We start from the raw sequence: 16,886 nt of genomic DNA, 5'->3' as shown, positions 1-16,886 counted from the left end.
GAACTAGCTCCTAATCCTATATATTTTTCTTGAACCGTTCTCGGATTGGAAACGCAACATCAAATACCCCTAATAAGCTGTATACGATAAATAAAGGAGGCATGAAACAAACGAATACAATTGCTACGATTGGCAGTATAGGCTTCCACTTGTTCGCATGGGCAACAAAGAATAGAAAGCAAATCGCCTGAATAGCAAAGACTAGCATAAGCAGCGGCATCGCATTCATTAGTAACGTAGAGATCATCGAAATTGAAGCCGGATTAACAAATAAATCTAATACAAATACAATTAAATAGATCCAGACAAGCGATTTCTGCAGCATCCACTCCCTCATCGGGCGCAATCCTGGAATCCCTTCTCCTGTTTTGTTGAGCAGCCAGCGGCTGATGCCGTGGGAGACGAACGTGTAGAATAGGGCAACGAAAATTAAATATAAAGGAATCACTTGCACAATGAAATTGACATACCAATCTTGATCTTTTGGCAAAATATCGCGGATCCCTAGAGGCATGCTCGCTATACTTTCCATCATGAATTGTTTGAACCTGGCAATCGGATCAAATCCGAGCGCATACCCGATAACAAGACTCACCAGAGACTCTGCCAGAATCGTGATAATGCCTGCCGTTAACACAGATCTTGCCGCTGCTTTACGTTTATATAAGTTACCCATGACCAGAACAGGCGGTAAGAAGAACAGAGAAACCGACATAAGGAATATTCCCTGCCATTGGGTAAGGATATAAACAACGAGCAAGCTGAGCACATAGCTAATGACGAAACGCCTTGTGCTTGATTTTACATATAACATCAGAACTGGAATCATGAGAAAACTAAATGTGAAAATAATAAAAGGCGTCATTAAAGATAGCAATGAGACGATCGTCACTGCGCTCCATATGATGCTTTGCCAACCTTGTTTCCCCAACCGGGCTCACCTCTTACGTAAATGTTCTTCTAGCGATGAAATGTCGCCGTACCAGTCCTCAAGTTGATGGCCCTCTTGGCGGTGTTTTTTCATTTTCTCTACAATAGCTTCGTCTAAACTGTGAAAGGAAATGCCTAGTCTTCTGCCTAGGATGTAACCGCTCGAAATTAAGCTGGCTAATCCATCTACAATCTTCACATTGCTGCCTTCCCATATGGCTTTGAGCAGGTGAGCTACATGATCTACGACTTCTGTCTTGAGCCATTCAATGACTTTGGCCCGTCTGGCTAGGTCAACATCCTTTTCCCTATTCAGCAACCGTCATCTCTCCTCATTCAGCAATGACTATTGTATCAATTATACCACAAATAGGCACAAGAAAAGAAAGCCTCTACAGAGCTGTTCGATCCCCTTGCGCCCACGGTGTTGAAATCACTAGAAATTCGACATCATCCAAGGTTTCGTTACGAATTTGATGCGGAATACCGGGTAAGATGGTGCAACCTTCCTGCGGCTTCAGGGTGATGTCCGTACCCTCTATCCACATCTTAGCTTCTCCACTTAATATGAAGAAGAACTGCTTCGCTTTTTGATGCACATGCTTAACTTCACTCGCTCCCGCCGGCATACGCTCTTGAATAATGGTCCTATCCGCATCCCGCTCAAGGTACCAGCCGTCGCAAGCATCGCCCCATATGTAATGTTCCGCCTGCTCTTTGTGGATTTTCACGATTGCTTTCTCCCCTCGTCGTTTGCTTCTTGGCATACAAAAAAGACAGCCGTAAGATACAGCTGCCTTCTTGGTTTAAACCTATTCCGTTGTGTAAGGCAACAATGCGATTGTACGGGAACGCTTGATAGCGATCGTCAATGCACGTTGGTACTTAGCGGAAGTTCCAGTTACACGTCTAGGAAGAATCTTCCCGCGCTCACTGATGAACTTTTTAAGAGTTTCAATATCTTTATAGTCAATGTGCTTGATTTTGTTTACTGTGAAGTAACAAACCTTACGACGTTTACCTTTACCGCCTTTACCACGAGGAGCAAATTTGCGGTCGCCGCGATCTTCACTGTTGTTATCTCTTTTTTGGAAAGCCATTAGTTTGTTCAGTCCTTTCTACTTTAGAATGGCAAATCATCATCGGAAATATCGATCGGTTTTCCGTCATCTATGAAAGGATCCTGCTGCTCGCGTGATCCACCGCCGCGATTGCCACTGCCGCTTCCGCCGCCGTAGCTTGCGTTTGCGTTAGATGATCCGCCTTCTTCGCGATTACCGCCGCTGTTGCTGGATTCAAGGAAACGTACATTATCGGCAATAACTTCGGTCACATAAACGCGCTTGCCCTCATTGTTGTCGTAATTCCGTACCTGAATACGTCCTTCCACTGCTGTTAAACGACCTTTACGTAAATAGTTCGCGCATGTTTCAGCAAGCTGCCTCCACGTGACGATATTAATAAAGTCCGCTTCCCGTTCTTTCGACTGTGAGTTCGTGAAAGGGCGGTCTACTGCAAGTGTAAATTGTGTAACAGCTACGCCAGCTGGTGTATAACGAAGTTCTGGATCTTTGGTCAATCGACCGATAAGAATAACACGGTTCAACATGGAATAACCCTCCTGACGAAAATACTGGCATGAATTAAGCTACGTCGTTTACGATTAAGTGACGAATAACTTCGTCCGAAATCTTAAGTACGCGATCAAGTTCAGTTACAACAGCAGGTTCTGCGTTGAAGTGTACCAGCACATAGTGCCCGTCACGGAACTTATTGATCTCATACGCAAGACGGCGTTTGCCCATCAGGTCATGTTTGGAGACTTCTCCCCCACCGTTCGTGATGATGCCTTGGAACTTTTCTACCGTAGATTGAACGACTTCTTGTTCAACGTCTGTACGAATGATGTACATCAGTTCATATTTGCGCATGTATTTCACCTCCTTTTGGACTAAGCGGCTCCTATTCAAGCTTGTCAGACAAGCGAAGGAGCAAGGAGCGAGGATTCTTATTCAAAACTCGCACCTGAATACTATAGCAAATCGAGCGACAGATTACAAGTTTTTCTCTAATAAATTGCGAAGGAGGAAGCTGGTAATGGGATTCATACATGCTTCCCATCCAAAGGGGTAATCTAATCACGATTGTTATTCTTAAGAAGAGGTGATCATCGTGGGTGAATGGACAGAATTCAATGCTGGCGATCATGTTCCTAACGACGGCGAGTATATGGAAATTGGCGAAAATTCTTTTCACATGGGCATCAACAATCCCAAAACCGTTACATTGAAAAAAGGTGACACTTTCCCGGAAAATAGTAATCACAATCGAAAATGGCATCGAAAAAAGATAACGCTAAAATAAGTTCCCATGACTAGGAGAATGAGCTATGAGAACTAACACGTTTACCTGGCTGTTTACCTTCCTAGGTGCTGCCTTGTGCTTGGTTCATTATTTATTTCATGATCATGATGCTTTTTATATGCTGTTCTACGCGCTCAGTGTACCAGCATGGTTTGCTTCAACATTTACGAACATCTATGAGATTTCTATGTTTAAAATGCTCATCATTTATGCGTTAACGATCGCCTCATGGGCCCTGGTTGGGTATATCATTGACCGTTTCTCTGTCAGCTACAGACGGCGGGATAGAAGTCATTAGTCGTATGACACTTGTAGCTTGGAAAAACCTCTGAACGAAATGTTCAGGGGTTTTTATGTTTTTGTACGTAGATAAGAAAGTATAATTTTTATACTTTTGCTTCGCATCTACCTTGACAAACGCGCTCGTCCCTGAAGGACGACGGAGTCGTTTATCATTGGCTACTCTTTCCGGCTTGCTTACTTTGTTTTATAATTTACTATATCTACCAATCTTTATATGAGGTGAACTTTTTGGACGAAAATAGACAAAAGCAGCTTGAGTCTCATTCTATTAATCTAGCTAGTGATCTACCCTCTTCATCCACATCCTCTCTTAGTCGTAGAAAGCTATTATCTACACTAGGTGCAGCGGGCATTGCCTTAGCAGCCGGGGACTTGTTCTTGCCTAGCAATAAAGCGCATGCGGCAACCTCTTCCACTCTCTTCTATAATGTCAAAGATTTCGGAGCCCGCGGCAACCGTCGCTATGATGAGGACGATGCTCCTTACATCCAAAGCGCAATCGATACTGCAGCTCTATCAGGTGGCATCGTTTACATCCCGCCTGGCATGTACTTCCTTAAGATACCCTTACGCGTGAGCGCGAATATTACCTTAATGGGGGCCGGCAGCAGCAGCATCCTTCGGTCATCCACCCATAAATTCGGTCTTCTTAACTTATCTGCGGTTCAGCATGTGCATATCCAAGGGTTGTCCTTTCAAGGGATTGGTTCCTTCGGAAACGCCTCGGTTCCACGAATTGAATGCGGAATTACGCTTGACCAAGCTGCCGACATTACCATTACAGACTGTACTTTTTCAATGATCGATAATGGCGTAAAATCTGTTGATTCTAATCGAGTTGTTGTCGAAAACTGTACCTTCGATAACATCATCGGAACGCTGGATTACGATACCCAAGGTTATGGCATCTGGTGCAGTAATGGTAAGAATCATCATTTTGTGCAAAATCAATTCAACATGCTGTTTCAAACGTGTATCACTTTGACCAATGGCAGCAGTCGTTCTGTCATCGCAAGGAATCGCATGCAGAAATGCTATCAGTCTGGCATTGATCTTATATCCGGTCCCAAAGAAGAACCATGTCAATTTAATACTCTTTGCGATAACATTATTGAGAATTTTATAAATTCAAGCGGTAATAATGGTTATACTTATGGCATCCGCCTCAAAGGGCACTGTATCTCCAATATGATTACTGCTAATATGCTAAATGATATCGATGATATTGGTATTCAATTAGTGGGACAAGCAGACACCGAACAAAAACGCCCTCATGACAATATCATTTCCAATAACCAGCTCCAAGCTATAGGTAATAATGGTATTGCCCTCATTAATGCTTATGATAATCAGATTCGTCAAAATTCTATTCGTAATTGCAAAGCAGACGGTATCGTGATCGCTTCCGATGGCAAAGATAGCGGTTCGTACTCGGATAGCAATCAGATTACGGGTAATAGCCTAAACAATTGTACCAAAGCACCCATCCGCATCGCGAATGCTAATTGCCGAGAAACCATCCTCTTTGGCAATATGGGTTCAGGCAATGGCGAGAACATTTTCGATAAAGGCACAAATACAAACACTTCTACCCTATGAGGAAGAAGGGCCACACAACCCAGTTGGGTGTGCGGCCTTTTTTGTTCTCATTATTTCTGATAAACGCGCTTCTCCGATATCTTACCATCCGCAAAGAAAACGAGCTGCACATAATAACCAGGTTGATTGGATATCTCGAAATCATACGTCTTCTTTCCATTCTCATCTTTAACCAGCTTACCTTTGGATCCTGTCAACTTCACCACATCATCGTAGTTGCCTGTCATGCTTATTTTATCGGCCTGTTCCTTCGTTATCTTAGGAAGCGGCTCATCTTTCGCCGTATTGTCGCTGGCTTTTGGTGTCGCAGTAGCAGCTGCTCCTCCCGCTGGACTGCTTGTCCCGCCAGGCGTCGCTGAAGCCCCTGCAGAAGGCTGTACAGTCACTCCAGGAGTTGGACTTGCTGTGCTTCCCACATTCTTCTTGGAGCACCCTGTGACGACCATAGCCAGCACCAGAAGCATCATCACCCAAATTCTCATATCATTCTACCTCCTCATTTTACCTACGCCTAAATATGGGGTTATTTTGCTTCCTTTCCTTACCTTTTATTCCCTACCTGCAAAAGCAAAAGAGCCCTCTACGTCTTATAGACGTAAAAGGCTCTTAATTTGTTTCACGCTTTGATTCCACTAGAGTACGGAAAGAGTGGGAGTCGAACCCACGCACGCCTCGCGACGCCTAACTGATTTCGAGTCAGCCCCCTTGGACCACTTGGGTACCTTTCCACGAAAAGCGAGAACAGGACTTATTGTATCAAAAAAGTCAGGCTCTCGCAAGTGTTTTTCCTGAACCCTTTAGGAGGACTCTTCTTGTACCTCTGTATTCGATCGGATTACTTTTTTCAGCTTACTTTCGAACTTCGTTCTCGGCACTAGCACACTGTGTTTACAGCCTACACATTTAATCCGAATATCCATGCCCATCCGAATGACTTCCATTTCATTGGTGCCACACGGATGGGGCTTTTTCATTTGCACAATATCGCCAAGCTGATACTGCTTCTTCTCCATTCGTCTGCCACCGCCTTTTCCGAATTTATGGACATAATCTTCTTGGGTTATATCACTTCTATTTGCGTGATATTGAGCCGCTTTTTAATCTCGATATTCAAAAGTCTAGTAACATTAAATTGTCTTGTCGGCTTGCACTCCGCGATAATGCGAATTTTCAAATCCGTCGTACCCACCATCTGAACACCAAGCACCTCAGGTTCTTTCACAATATCATCGGTTAGAAGTTGAACTTCCTTCACCGTTTCCTTGAGAATTTCTGTCGCTTTATCTATATCCAAATAAAGAGGAATCGTTACATCAACTACTGCAAGTGAGTTGTAGGTAGAAAAATTAGTGACTTGTTTGATATTCCCATTCGGAATAATATGCACTTCACCAGTCCAACTCTTGATTCGTGTCACTCTAATCCCGATTTCTTCTACTGTACCTTTGAATGAATCAATTTGAATGACATCCCCTACTCCGAATTGATCCTCAAAGATGATGAAGAACCCTGTTATTACATCTTTCACCAAACTCTGTGCCCCGAAACCTATTGCTAGTCCAAGTACACCTGCTCCAGCAAGTAACGGGCCTATGTTTAATCCCACCTGCCCTAGTATCAGCATAATACATATGAGATTGATCGTGTAAGCTATTAGATTATGTATGAGACTTCCTATTGTGTTCGTTCTTCTTCTATCAAATTTCAACGGAGACTTGTCTCTTGCCGACATCATATGAGCAATTGTTTTATCAGCTATTTTTATGCAAATTTTTGCCACAACATAGATTAATATAATTTTAACGATAATCCAAAATATCGAAGCTATCATTTCCGGCTTAGTTATATGTTCGTTTATCCATTGAGTTAAATCCATAAAAAATTTGGTTACAAAGGCCATGTGCAGCCCCCCTTAATTTCATTCCATCGTAACATATTTATCCTCATTTTTAAAATAGATGCCTCTGATTTCCACATTCTCAGAATGAATAATGTCTCTTACTTGCTCTAAATTCTCTCCAGGGAATTCGATAGATAGTGCACAACCCGCTGTGATTTCTTTCGGAGTTGGCCTTATGTCGATTTCGATATCTGCATACTCTAGCAGCATTTCTGCCCTTAGTGCTTGTTGAGTAGAATCGAATGCTAGCAACATGATTGAAAGTTTCAGGGAAATCCCCCTCTTCTACGTATAAATGTCCCTATCTCTCCATATACTAGTAAAAAAAGTAGCAACATTTGGAGGGATACGATGAAATTCCAATTTGGTTTCGATGGAGTGAAACAAGCGGTTCTAGAACCACTAAAGATTCAACATACAGATGCCGATACCCCTTTTCTTCTCTCAAAGCATTTACAGACCATCTTTAGCAAACTACCAACCTATCAACCTATCGTCATCATATGTGTTGGAACCGATCGTTCTACTGGCGATTCCTTAGGACCATTAGTTGGCTCTCATTTGAACCGAACAACCAACCTCCGCAACCTCCATCTTTTCGGTACTTTAGATGAGCCTGTCCATGCTATGAATTTAGCTGAAACCGTTGATAAAATTCATAACCAATTTCAAAATCCCTTCATCGTTGCCATCGATGCTTGCCTTGGTCAAGTTTCCAGCGTCGGTTGCATTCAGGTTGCAGATGGACCTCTTAAACCAGGCGCCGGTGTTAATAAAGATTTACCTCCAGTTGGTGACATCCATGTTACCGGAATTGTAAATGTCGGTGGATTTATGGAGTATTTCGTCCTGCAGAACACGCGGCTTAGCTTAGTCATGAATATGGCCAATATTATTGGTGATGCACTTCATTCTGCTTTGCGTCGCACACAATCTTATACACCTAATGCTACGGCTGCTTTAAAGTTTGATTAATCGCTTCTTTTTCTTCAGGGCTTAGCGTATAAGTTGATTGTGCATTCTGAATTGGTTTGGCGTACATATACATCTGCTCGCGGCTATGAATTCCCGTTAAAATAACCCCGTCTTGATAATCATCCAATATCGCAATTGTAAAGCTTAAATCACTTCCACCTTCATTGAAGGCGTTATAACGATGGATGGCGACTTTAGACTTCGTCTTCATCAATGCTTGACGAATTGTTTCAACCTTGGCTGAAGTCACTGCTGATTCGGCCTTTTGCGCGTTCAAGCCATTTTGCATATTAATTATGAGCTGTTCCATATTTTCTGCTTTTGAGCCGTTCATCATTTGTGTATATTGTTTACGCAAGGATGCTAATTTTATTGATACAATTAATATGAAAATAAATAGCACAACAATTAATGCGAGACAAGTTAATACGATGACCCCAACATCAAGGCCAAACAGTTCCCCCATGATCTATCCCTCTTTCTACTTCGCATACTGCGTTTGAATCTCTTTTACAGCATCAATCAAGGCTTCCACTTCATGATCCGTTGTGAAATAACCAATACTCGTTCTAACCGCACCTTTAGCTAAAGTACCAGCAGCTTCATGCGCAAGCGGCGTACAATGATAGCCTGAACGAACGGCAATTTGAAAAGATTGGTCTAGGATAAAAGCCACTTCAGATGAATCCGCATCGTTGATATTAAAAGAAACAATTCCTGTTTTATTTTGTCCAAGCGTCGGCCCAAGAACCGTGACTCCTTCAATTCCCAGTAAACCTTCCATCATTAGCTGTGTTTGACGCCACTCTTTCTCATGAATCTTTTCTACGGTTTCAGCCAAAACAAATTTCACACCTTCATTCAGTCCCGCAATGCCAACTGTATTTTGCGTCCCAGCTTCATAGCGATCTGGTCGCACCGTGGGTTGGTGTATGGCCTCCGATTGACTCCCCGTACCTCCATGTAATAGCGGCTCTAAATCAATATCCGGATGAATATATAAACCACCTGTCCCCTGAGGCCCCAGGAGCCCCTTATGGCCTGGAAATGCCAGCATGTCGATGTTCATATTCACCACATCAATAGGCAGTATACCGGCACTCTGAGCCGCGTCAACGAGCAGTCTGACGCCTTGAGTACGACAAATGTCTCCTATCTCGCCTACTGGCATAATGGTTCCCAATAGGTTCGAACTGTGATTGACAACTACTAGGGTTGTATTGGGTTGAAATGCCTTCTTCAACTCTTCTAATCGAATATTACCTTGTTCATCACTAGGAATATATGTAAGCTCAACCTGAGCTGAAGCCTTCAAATATTCAAGCGGTCTACGAACGGAATTATGCTCGATATTGGTGCATATCACATGATCCCCAGCTTTGACGAAGCCTTTGATCGCTTGATTCAGCGCATGGGTTGTATTTAATGCAAACGATATATCATTAGGGTTTCTAACACCAAATAAACGTGCCGTATTCTTTCGCGTCTCAAATAATACTCTGCTGGCTTTCACTGCCATCTGATGACTGCCTCTGCCTGGATTGGCTGCGAACTCATGCATACATTGCATCATGGCATCCATAACGGCAGGCGGTTTCGGCCATGAAGATGCCGCTTGATCAAAATACATAACACCCTTCATTTTGTCACCCTCTCTCTTGGATAAAACGGCTTACACTGTCTTTAAAGACGAGCACGCTTGAATGATCTCATTACCTCATAAATATAGCATACCTTAGTTTGATCTTTCAGTTCGAAAGAAAACCATCGGTATGCTATCTAATTTTAAGAGATTTTACCTTGAAGTAATTCTAGTAGACGGTTTAAATCGTCTTTGGAATAGTAGAGCAGCTCAATCTTACCTTTATCCTGTTGATGTTTGATTTTTACCGTCGTGCGGTAAATATCTCTCAACTGATCTTCGGCTTGATTAATGTATGGATCTCTATTCTTTTCTTTTTGTTTACTTCTTTCTTTTTCTTGCCCTGGTGTCTCTTCCAACGTTTTCACAGCTTCTTCAAGCTCACGTACACTCCATTGTTTACTGATGGTTGTTTCCGCAAGTTCTTTCTTCAGCTTATCATCCTTCACACCTACAATGGCTCTCGCATGTCCCATTGATAATGTTCCACGTGAAACATATTGTTTAATGGATTCGGGCAGCTGCAGCAATCTCAGAAAATTAGCAATATGTGATCTACTCTTTCCAACCTTAGCAGAAAGCTCTTCTTGTGTAAGAGAAAACTGATCAATAATACCTTGATAAGCAAAGGCAATTTCCATCGCATTAAGATCTTCACGTTGTACGTTTTCAATCAAAGCGATTTCCATGACTTGCTGATCGGAGAAGTTTCTTTCAACAGCAGGAATCGTCGCTATCCCTGATACTTGCGAAGCACGGAATCTTCGCTCACCCGCAATGATCTCGAATCCTTTGAGAACTTTACGAACGATAATCGGTTGAATAACACCATGTTCTTTAATTGAATCGGCTAATTCTCTAATACTATCTTCATTGAAATTTTTTCTAGGTTGATAAGGGTTTGCTCTCAATTGGGATAAAGGAATTTGGATAACTTTATCACTTTCATCAATATGTAAAGAAGTAATTAAAGCATCCAATCCCTTACCTAAACCTTTAGAAAGGCCTTTGGTCATACAGAGATCACTTCCTTCGCAAGCTCTAAATACACTTCCGCGCCTTTTGATCTAGGATCATACGTAATAATGGATTGTCCATGACTGGGCGCTTCACTTAAGCGAACATTTCTTGGAATAATCGTTTGGTATACTTTAGTTTGGAAGTATTTCTTAACTTCTTCAATAACCTGTATACCCAGGTTAGTTCTAGCATCGAACATAGTCAACAAAACACCTTCAATTTGAAGCCCTGTATTAAGATGCTTTTGAACTAAGCGAACGGTATTGAGCAATTGGCTTAATCCTTCAAGCGCATAGTATTCACATTGAATTGGGATAATGACAGAATCGGCAGCAGTTAATGAGTTAATGGTTAGAAGGCCTAGTGACGGAGGACAATCAATAAGAATGTAATCATATAAATGTTTCACTAACTGGAGGGATTTCTTTAATCGTACTTCCCTTGAAATCGTCGGAACAAGTTCTATTTCAGCTCCTGCTAACTGAATCGTTGCAGGTACTATTTTAAGATTTGGAACGTTGGTATCAACCGTTGCATCTTTGGGGTGAACATCATTAATAAGTACATCATAGATGCAATTAACAACATCCGCTTTGTTTACACCAATGCCACTTGTTGTATTACCTTGTGGGTCGATATCAACCAGAAGCACCCTTTTCCCTAAGGAGGCTAGTGAAGCACCTAAATTCACAGAAGTTGTCGTCTTGCCGACGCCACCCTTCTGATTTGTTATTGCTATTATTTTAGACAAAACCATTTCACCTCAATCGCTTATGTTCCATATGCCATACTAAAGCAGTAGTACTATCTTATCATATCTATGGCTGAGTTACCTTATCAATATTTAATAGATTATGTCCATAAGATGCAAAAAAACGGCTTGCGCCGTTTAAGGTAGCAATAAATGCTTTATTATCGTTTAGGAATCTTAATTATAATTTCATAATGATCATCATGATCCTGCTCAGACGTATTAATATTTAAACCAGAACTCGAAACCATTTCAACGGATTGTCGAATTGTATTTAAAGCTAACCGAACATCTTTCGTAAAAGAGACGCGACGAGATTTCTTAAGCTTAGTAGCTTCCTTTAAGAAATTAATTTTAATTTCTGTTTGCTTTACATTTAACTCTTTGGCGATAATCTCTTCTAGTACTTTAACTTGCAGATCCTCTTGATCAAGCGCCAATAATGCTCTGGCATGACGTTCAGTAATTTTACGTTCCATTAATGCCATTTTAACGGGTTCGCTTAGATGTAATAATCGGATTTTATTTGCAATCGTCGATTGACTTTTACCAAGACGCTGCGCTAAGCTTTCTTGCGTTAAATCATGCATCTCTATTAACTGTTGGTAAGCAGCTGCCTCTTCTATTGCTGTAAGTCCTTCACGCTGTAAATTTTCTATAAGTGCGATTGATGCTGCTTGAGAATCGTTGAAATCACGTACAATCGCAGGGATTGTATCGAGACCGAGCTTTTTAACAGCTCTTAGACGTCGCTCACCGGCAATCAGCTCGAATGTGTTGTTTTTAACTCTTACAACAATGGGCTGAATGATGCCATGAGTTCGAATTGTTTGCATGAGTTCATCAATTCGATCATCATCAAATAACAATCTTGGCTGATACGGACTTGGAATAATACTATTGACCGATATGTTCTTGACCTCGTCAGTTGTTGCTCGATCTGTTAGGCCAAATAGCTTTGAAATTTGTTCTTTCATAGGAACACTTACCACCAACTCTTCCCGTAGTTTAAGCGACCAAAATGATCCAAAATAGACGACCTCTTCGTCCTACACAAGGATAAACGGTTCCTTCGTCCGTTAGGAACGAGTGCGTTTGTCAAGGTTGATGCGAAGCAAAAGTATTAATCTATACTTTCTATTCAACGAACGAAAACATCTTGCCAATATTACGTAGATATATGACAAGTAATCTGTAAAAAATAATCACTTAATAGAATAAATTCACTCTATTATAAATTCAACATAGAGTCGATAAATCCTTCTATTTGAACCTCAAAACCATGTAAATGTTTCACGTGGAACAAATTCACATTTTGTTTAAAGGCTCTTTAAGTGGGATGCCTGCTTTTCTAGGATACTTAGCAGGAGTCGATGAAAGTTTATGAATCTCTACAAAATGTCGGATCGATTCTTCGATTGGTAGCTGCATACGATTCACCTTGACTACCTTCCCTCTCAACTCTGCTAAACTGAAGGAAGCCTCGCTAAGTTCCTCATCAATGTCTGAACCTTTCATCGCAATAAACGTTCCATCCTTCTTAACAAAAGGAAGACAAAACTCATTTAAAACTTGCATTCGTGCAACAGCTCTAGCGGTGACCAAATCAAATTGATCCCGATATTTAGGCAATCTAGCAATATCCTCTGCTCTACCATGAACACATTCGGTATCTGTAAGCCCGAGTTGCAAAACTAACTCTCTTAGAAACAAGATGCGTTTATTCAAAGAATCCACGATCGTAATTTTAAGATGTGGAAAAGCGATTTTCAAAGGGATACTCGGAAACCCCGCTCCAGAGCCGATATCAGCAATAGTTGATACTTCTCGCATATTATAATTAAAAGAAACAGAGAGAGAGTCATAGAAATGTTTTAAATAAACTTGATCTCTCTCTGTAATACCCGTTAGATTCATTTTCTCATTCCACTCTACAAGAGTCTTGTAATACAACTCAAATTGATCAAGTTGTCGCGTAGAAAGAGAAATTTGTTGTTTTTCTAATAATTGAACAAATTGTTGTTGAATAACATCCATGAATTAACCTCTAGCCGCAATGACTCTGTTGTAATGTTCCAAATAAACAAGAAGAATAGAAATATCCGAAGGTGTAACTCCACCGATACGAGATGCCTGACCAATAGATATTGGGCGAATTTTAGCTAACTTCTGCTTAGCTTCCGTCGCAATCCCGTGTATTTCGCTATACTCGATGTCATCCGGAATTTTCTTCTTCTCCATCTTACGCAAACGTTCAACTTGATTGCTTTGTTTTTCGATGTATCCAGCATATTTCACTTGAATTCCTACTTGCTCTTTCATTTCATCGTCAAGTTCAAGTGGAGAAGGAGTCATTTGCTCAATATGCTTATATTCAATCTCAGGACGACGAAGCAACGAGATGGCTGGTACAGAATTGTTCAGCTGTACACTATCCAAGCTTTCTAGTAACTCCTGTACAAGAGGTTCTGGCTTAACCTTAACGTTAGATAGACGTTCAACTTCTTGATCAATCAAAGCCTTCTTATTTAAAAATGCAGCATATCGTTCGTCTGAAATAAGCCCGATTTCATGACCAATTGGCGTAAGTCTTAAATCAGCATTATCATGGCGAAGAAGCAACCGATATTCAGCGCGTGATGTTAGCAGACGATAGGGTTCATTCGTACCCTTCGTAACAAGATCATCAATTAAAACGCCGATATAGCCTTCCGATCTATCCAGAACGATAGCTTCTTTCTCTTGCACTTTACGAGCCGCATTAATCCCAGCCATAACCCCTTGCCCAGCAGCTTCCTCATATCCAGATGTTCCATTTATTTGCCCGGCAGTGAATAAACCACTTACCATTTTCGTTTCCAAAGAAGGCTTTAGCTGAGTAGGAACTACCGCATCATATTCAATGGCATAACCGGTACGCATCATTTCCACTTTCTCAAGTCCAGGGATAGAACGCAGGATTCCCAATTGAACATCTTCCGGCATGCTCGTTGATAATCCTTGAACATAATATTCCGAAGTATTACGTCCCTCTGGCTCTAGAAAAATTTGATGCTTAGGTTTATCAGCAAATCGGACAATTTTATCCTCAATGGATGGACAATATCTTGGACCTGTACCTTCAATAGCTCCCGAGAACATCGGAGCACGGTGTAAATTAGAATTAATAATGTTGTGTGTCTCCTCAGATGTGTATGTTAACCAACATGGAAGCTGTTCATTGCCACTTATTTCTTCTTTAGTCTCAAAAGAGAAAAATTTAGGCTCATCATCACCTGGTTGAATTTCCGTTTTACTAAAATCAATTGTATCCTTGTGAACACGCGGCGGTGTCCCTGTTTTGAACCGAACAAGTTCAAAGCCGAGTTTACGCAAGGATTCTGATAATTTAACAGAAGGTTGTTGATTATTGGGTCCACTCTCATACATCAGCTCGCCCATAATAACTTTCCCTCTTAAATAAGTCCCCGTCGTTAAAACGATTGCTTTAGAGTAATATTCAGCGCCTGTTTTCGTGATAACGCCCTTACACACGCCGCCTTCAACAATGAGCTCTTCGGCCATACCTTGACGTAACGTCAAGTTTGGAGTCGCTTCAATTGTTTCTTTCATTTTATGTTGATACGCAAATTTGTCCGCTTGTGCGCGCAGTGCATGTACCGCGGGACCCTTCCCTGTATTCAACATTCGCATCTGAATATACGTTTTATCGATGTTACGACCCATTTCGCCACCAAGCGCGTCAATCTCACGAACAACGTGGCCCTTCGCAGGACCACCAATAGACGGATTACAAGGCATGAATGCGACCATGTCTAAATTAATCGTTAATAATAGTGTATTACAACCCATGCGCGCAGAGGCTAATGCCGATTCACAACCTGCGTGTCCAGCACCGATGACAATTACATCATAATCACCTGCATGATATCCCATAATAAACGTCCCTCCCTCTTTTATGAAAACGCAAATGCTGTCGTTTTCATTTTCCTAAGCAAAATTGTGTAAATATCTGATCAATCAATGATTCTCCTACTGAGTCGCCGATAATCTCTCCAAGCTGTTCCCAAGCTGCTCGAATATCAATTTGTATCATATCAATAGGTACATATTGTTCATTAGCATCAAGTGCATCTTGTAACGAACGTTTAGCTTGCTTCAATAGCGAAATATGACGAACATTACTAACATACGTCAAATCACTTGATTCTAGTTTACCCTCAAAGAAAATTGCCGCAATCGCTTTTTCCAAATCTTCAATACCTTTATTCTCAATCAGAGATAGCTCAACAATACGTTCTTGTGGAAAATAACTCAGAACTTGCTCGACATTCAGCTTCCTTGTTAAATCCGTTTTATTCAAAATGACAATCGTTTGTTTATCCGCCAATTGCTTCATCAGCACAATTTCATTCAACTCAAGCTCTTCATTACTATTCAGGACTAGTAAAATAAGATCTGCTTCAGCTAACGCAGTCTTTGAACGCTCAACTCCGATTTGTTCAACAAGATCTGATGTTTCCCTAATGCCCGCAGTATCCAGCAGCTTCAAAGGGATACCACCAATATTCACGAATTCCTCAATGACATCCCTTGTTGTACCTGGAATATCCGTAACAATAGCACGATTCTCCTGCGCTAATTCATTGAGAAGAGAGGATTTGCCGACATTCGGCTTACCAACAATGGCTGTTTCAATACCTTCTCGCAATATCTTCCCCTGCTCCGCGGTTACCAAAAGACGGTCAATTTCAAACATAACCGTATCACACTTGCTCTTTATGAAACTGTTCGTCATTTCTTCCACATCATGCTCAGGATAATCAATATTCACTTCCACGTGAGCCATCAATTCCACTAATGTATAACGTAGAGATTTAATTTGTTTCGACAAATTTCCTTCAACTTGCTTCAAAGCTACCTTGAAAGCTCTATCCGATTTGGCCCGGATTAAATCAATCACCGCTTCTGCCTGGGTCAGATCAATCCGACCATTCAAGAAAGCTCGCTTCGTGAACTCGCCGGGTTCAGCTAACCGAACTCCTTGCTGCAGCAGCAAATCGAGCACTTTCTTAACGGAAACTATGCCCCCGTGACAGCTGACTTCCACAACATCTTCCATCGTAAATGAACGTGGAGCTTTCATTAACGTAACTAGAACCTCCTCTACCTTTTGGGCAGAAGCAGGTTCTATTATGAATCCATAATGTACCGTATGCGTCTCAGCAACAGATAATTTCGTTTTTGAGCGAAAAACCCGTTCCACGAGTGGAACAGCTTCGTCTCCGCTCACACGAATAACCGCTATCCCACCTTCTCCAAGCGGTGTAGAAATAGCAGCAATCGTATCATTTAACATAGTATTTGCACCTCGAATTTACCTCATCTTAAAGAAAAAGCAA

22 protein-coding genes and 1 tRNA gene are annotated in these 16,886 nt (G+C 41.4%); 4 read left to right on the top strand and 19 right to left on the bottom strand.

Features of this window, described 5'->3' with window-relative positions; genetic code table 11:
• Positions 1–16 precede the first annotated feature (16 nt).
• From ASG93_RS31475 to rpsF, 6 genes are all read right to left on the bottom strand, one after another.
• Positions 17–931, bottom strand: coding sequence for a DUF2232 domain-containing protein (locus ASG93_RS31475; RefSeq protein WP_056838748.1), 915 nt, complete (start codon positions 929–931; stop codon positions 17–19).
• Between the two features lie 6 nt (positions 932–937).
• Positions 938–1,249 carry a MazG-like family protein gene (locus ASG93_RS31470; RefSeq protein ID WP_056838746.1) on the bottom strand — a complete coding sequence of 104 codons (312 nt, stop codon included), beginning with the start codon at positions 1,247–1,249 and terminating at the stop codon, positions 938–940.
• Between the two features lie 73 nt (positions 1,250–1,322).
• Entirely contained in the window at positions 1,323–1,661 is a 339-nt protein-coding gene (locus ASG93_RS31465; RefSeq protein WP_056838743.1) for a cupin domain-containing protein, read from the bottom strand.
• Positions 1,662–1,742: 81 nt separating this feature from the next.
• Entirely contained in the window at positions 1,743–2,030 is a 288-nt protein-coding gene (gene rpsR / locus ASG93_RS31460) for a 30S ribosomal protein S18 (RefSeq protein WP_029196139.1), read from the bottom strand.
• A 23-nt stretch (positions 2,031–2,053) separates the two neighbouring features.
• Positions 2,054–2,539 (bottom strand): single-stranded DNA-binding protein, encoded by a 486-nt coding sequence (gene ssb / locus ASG93_RS31455; RefSeq protein WP_029196140.1) that lies wholly within the window; start codon positions 2,537–2,539, stop codon positions 2,054–2,056.
• Positions 2,540–2,573: 34 nt separating this feature from the next.
• Positions 2,574–2,861 (bottom strand): 30S ribosomal protein S6, encoded by a 288-nt coding sequence (gene rpsF, locus ASG93_RS31450; protein WP_056838741.1) that lies wholly within the window; start codon positions 2,859–2,861, stop codon positions 2,574–2,576.
• A gap of 241 nt (positions 2,862–3,102) precedes the next feature.
• Between rpsF and ASG93_RS31445 the strand changes: the two genes are divergently transcribed.
• From ASG93_RS31445 to ASG93_RS31435, 3 genes are all read left to right on the top strand, one after another.
• Positions 3,103–3,294 carry a YjzC family protein gene (locus ASG93_RS31445; RefSeq protein WP_056838739.1) on the top strand — a complete coding sequence of 64 codons (192 nt, stop codon included), beginning with the start codon at positions 3,103–3,105 and terminating at the stop codon, positions 3,292–3,294.
• A 25-nt stretch (positions 3,295–3,319) separates the two neighbouring features.
• Complete coding sequence (locus ASG93_RS31440; protein WP_056838737.1) at positions 3,320–3,592, top strand: hypothetical protein; 273 nt, start codon at positions 3,320–3,322, stop codon at positions 3,590–3,592.
• A gap of 233 nt (positions 3,593–3,825) precedes the next feature.
• The gene (locus tag ASG93_RS31435) at positions 3,826–5,196 is read left to right on the top strand and encodes a glycosyl hydrolase family 28-related protein (RefSeq protein ID WP_056838735.1); all 1,371 of its coding nucleotides are present in this window, start codon (positions 3,826–3,828) and stop codon (positions 5,194–5,196) included.
• 50 nt (positions 5,197–5,246) lie between these two features.
• On the opposite strand, the gene ASG93_RS31430 is transcribed toward ASG93_RS31435, so the two are convergent.
• The 5 genes from ASG93_RS31430 to ASG93_RS31410 all read right to left on the bottom strand — a co-directional run bounded on the left by ASG93_RS31430 (position 5,247) and on the right by ASG93_RS31410 (position 7,351).
• A complete protein-coding gene (locus ASG93_RS31430) occupies positions 5,247–5,678 on the bottom strand; it encodes a hypothetical protein (RefSeq protein ID WP_056838733.1) in 432 nt (143 codons plus the stop codon).
• 158 nt (positions 5,679–5,836) lie between these two features.
• Positions 5,837–5,924, bottom strand: a tRNA-Ser gene (locus tag ASG93_RS31425).
• 69 nt (positions 5,925–5,993) lie between these two features.
• Positions 5,994–6,209, bottom strand: a complete 216-nt coding sequence (locus tag ASG93_RS31420) for a DUF951 domain-containing protein (protein WP_056838731.1) — start codon at positions 6,207–6,209, stop codon at positions 5,994–5,996.
• 47 nt (positions 6,210–6,256) lie between these two features.
• The gene (locus ASG93_RS31415) at positions 6,257–7,096 is read right to left on the bottom strand and encodes a mechanosensitive ion channel family protein (RefSeq protein WP_063892008.1); all 840 of its coding nucleotides are present in this window, start codon (positions 7,094–7,096) and stop codon (positions 6,257–6,259) included.
• 18 nt (positions 7,097–7,114) lie between these two features.
• Positions 7,115–7,351 (bottom strand): DUF3343 domain-containing protein, encoded by a 237-nt coding sequence (locus ASG93_RS31410; RefSeq protein WP_082615209.1) that lies wholly within the window; start codon positions 7,349–7,351, stop codon positions 7,115–7,117.
• A gap of 96 nt (positions 7,352–7,447) precedes the next feature.
• On the opposite strand from ASG93_RS31410, the gene yyaC reads away from it, so the two are divergent.
• The gene (yyaC, locus tag ASG93_RS31405; RefSeq protein ID WP_056838727.1) at positions 7,448–8,071 is read left to right on the top strand and encodes a spore protease YyaC; all 624 of its coding nucleotides are present in this window, start codon (positions 7,448–7,450) and stop codon (positions 8,069–8,071) included.
• On the opposite strand, the gene ASG93_RS31400 is transcribed toward yyaC, so the two are convergent.
• The 8 genes from ASG93_RS31400 to mnmE all read right to left on the bottom strand — a co-directional run bounded on the left by ASG93_RS31400 (position 8,046) and on the right by mnmE (position 16,843).
• The gene (locus ASG93_RS31400) at positions 8,046–8,537 is read right to left on the bottom strand and encodes a DUF4446 family protein (protein ID WP_056838725.1); all 492 of its coding nucleotides are present in this window, start codon (positions 8,535–8,537) and stop codon (positions 8,046–8,048) included. The genes yyaC and ASG93_RS31400 overlap by 26 nt on opposite strands.
• 15 nt (positions 8,538–8,552) lie before the next feature.
• Positions 8,553–9,713, bottom strand: a complete 1,161-nt coding sequence (locus tag ASG93_RS31395) for an aminotransferase class V-fold PLP-dependent enzyme (RefSeq protein WP_056838723.1) — start codon at positions 9,711–9,713, stop codon at positions 8,553–8,555.
• Positions 9,714–9,856: 143 nt separating this feature from the next.
• Positions 9,857–10,729 (bottom strand): ParB/RepB/Spo0J family partition protein, encoded by an 873-nt coding sequence (locus ASG93_RS31390; RefSeq protein ID WP_056838720.1) that lies wholly within the window; start codon positions 10,727–10,729, stop codon positions 9,857–9,859.
• Entirely contained in the window at positions 10,726–11,484 is a 759-nt protein-coding gene (locus ASG93_RS31385; protein ID WP_029196154.1) for a ParA family protein, read from the bottom strand. Before ASG93_RS31385 ends, ASG93_RS31390 begins: the two co-directional genes overlap by 4 nt.
• Before the next feature lie 161 nt (positions 11,485–11,645).
• On the bottom strand, positions 11,646–12,461 hold the full coding sequence (gene noc / locus ASG93_RS31380) for a nucleoid occlusion protein (protein ID WP_056838718.1): 816 nt from the start codon (positions 12,459–12,461) through the stop codon (positions 11,646–11,648).
• Positions 12,462–12,792: 331 nt separating this feature from the next.
• A complete protein-coding gene (gene rsmG, locus ASG93_RS31375; RefSeq protein ID WP_056838716.1) occupies positions 12,793–13,521 on the bottom strand; it encodes a 16S rRNA (guanine(527)-N(7))-methyltransferase RsmG in 729 nt (242 codons plus the stop codon).
• A 3-nt stretch (positions 13,522–13,524) separates the two neighbouring features.
• On the bottom strand, positions 13,525–15,420 hold the full coding sequence (gene mnmG / locus ASG93_RS31370; protein ID WP_056838715.1) for a tRNA uridine-5-carboxymethylaminomethyl(34) synthesis enzyme MnmG: 1,896 nt from the start codon (positions 15,418–15,420) through the stop codon (positions 13,525–13,527).
• Between the two features lie 46 nt (positions 15,421–15,466).
• Positions 15,467–16,843 carry a tRNA uridine-5-carboxymethylaminomethyl(34) synthesis GTPase MnmE gene (gene mnmE / locus ASG93_RS31365; protein WP_056838713.1) on the bottom strand — a complete coding sequence of 459 codons (1,377 nt, stop codon included), beginning with the start codon at positions 16,841–16,843 and terminating at the stop codon, positions 15,467–15,469.
• Between the last annotated feature and the right edge of the window lie 43 nt (positions 16,844–16,886).

Origin of the sequence: Paenibacillus sp. Soil787, from assembly GCF_001429545.1 — a bacterium.
Lineage (GTDB): Bacteria > Bacillota > Bacilli > Paenibacillales > NBRC-103111 > Paenibacillus_E.
Note: the sequence above shows the minus strand (reverse complement) of the source record. Positions and strands in the feature narration are given on the sequence as shown.

Excerpts from the sequence above, each read along its gene's own strand:
- ASG93_RS31420 (WP_056838731.1), bottom strand. The coding sequence starts at position 6,209 with ATGGAGAAGAAGCAGTATCAGCTTGGCGATATTGTGCAAATGAAAAAG.
- yyaC (WP_056838727.1), top strand. The coding sequence starts at position 7,448 with ATGAAATTCCAATTTGGTTTCGATGGAGTGAAACAAGCGGTTCTAGAA.
- ssb (WP_029196140.1), bottom strand. The coding sequence starts at position 2,539 with ATGTTGAACCGTGTTATTCTTATCGGTCGATTGACCAAAGATCCAGAA.
- ASG93_RS31440 (WP_056838737.1), top strand. The coding sequence starts at position 3,320 with ATGAGAACTAACACGTTTACCTGGCTGTTTACCTTCCTAGGTGCTGCC.
- rsmG (WP_056838716.1), bottom strand. The coding sequence starts at position 13,521 with ATGGATGTTATTCAACAACAATTTGTTCAATTATTAGAAAAACAACAA.
- rpsR (WP_029196139.1), bottom strand. The coding sequence starts at position 2,030 with ATGGCTTTCCAAAAAAGAGATAACAACAGTGAAGATCGCGGCGACCGC.
- ASG93_RS31430 (WP_056838733.1), bottom strand. The coding sequence starts at position 5,678 with ATGAGAATTTGGGTGATGATGCTTCTGGTGCTGGCTATGGTCGTCACA.
- noc (WP_056838718.1), bottom strand. The coding sequence starts at position 12,461 with ATGAAAGAACAAATTTCAAAGCTATTTGGCCTAACAGATCGAGCAACA.
- ASG93_RS31400 (WP_056838725.1), bottom strand. The coding sequence starts at position 8,537 with ATGGGGGAACTGTTTGGCCTTGATGTTGGGGTCATCGTATTAACTTGT.
- ASG93_RS31395 (WP_056838723.1), bottom strand. The coding sequence starts at position 9,713 with ATGAAGGGTGTTATGTATTTTGATCAAGCGGCATCTTCATGGCCGAAA.
- ASG93_RS31415 (WP_063892008.1), bottom strand. The coding sequence starts at position 7,096 with ATGGCCTTTGTAACCAAATTTTTTATGGATTTAACTCAATGGATAAAC.
- rpsF (WP_056838741.1), bottom strand. The coding sequence starts at position 2,861 with ATGCGCAAATATGAACTGATGTACATCATTCGTACAGACGTTGAACAA.
- mnmE (WP_056838713.1), bottom strand. The coding sequence starts at position 16,843 with ATGTTAAATGATACGATTGCTGCTATTTCTACACCGCTTGGAGAAGGT.
- ASG93_RS31390 (WP_056838720.1), bottom strand. The coding sequence starts at position 10,729 with ATGACCAAAGGCCTTTCTAAAGGTTTAGGTAAGGGATTGGATGCTTTA.
- ASG93_RS31410 (WP_082615209.1), bottom strand. The coding sequence starts at position 7,351 with ATGTTGCTAGCATTCGATTCTACTCAACAAGCACTAAGGGCAGAAATG.
- mnmG (WP_056838715.1), bottom strand. The coding sequence starts at position 15,420 with ATGGGATATCATGCAGGTGATTATGATGTAATTGTCATCGGTGCTGGA.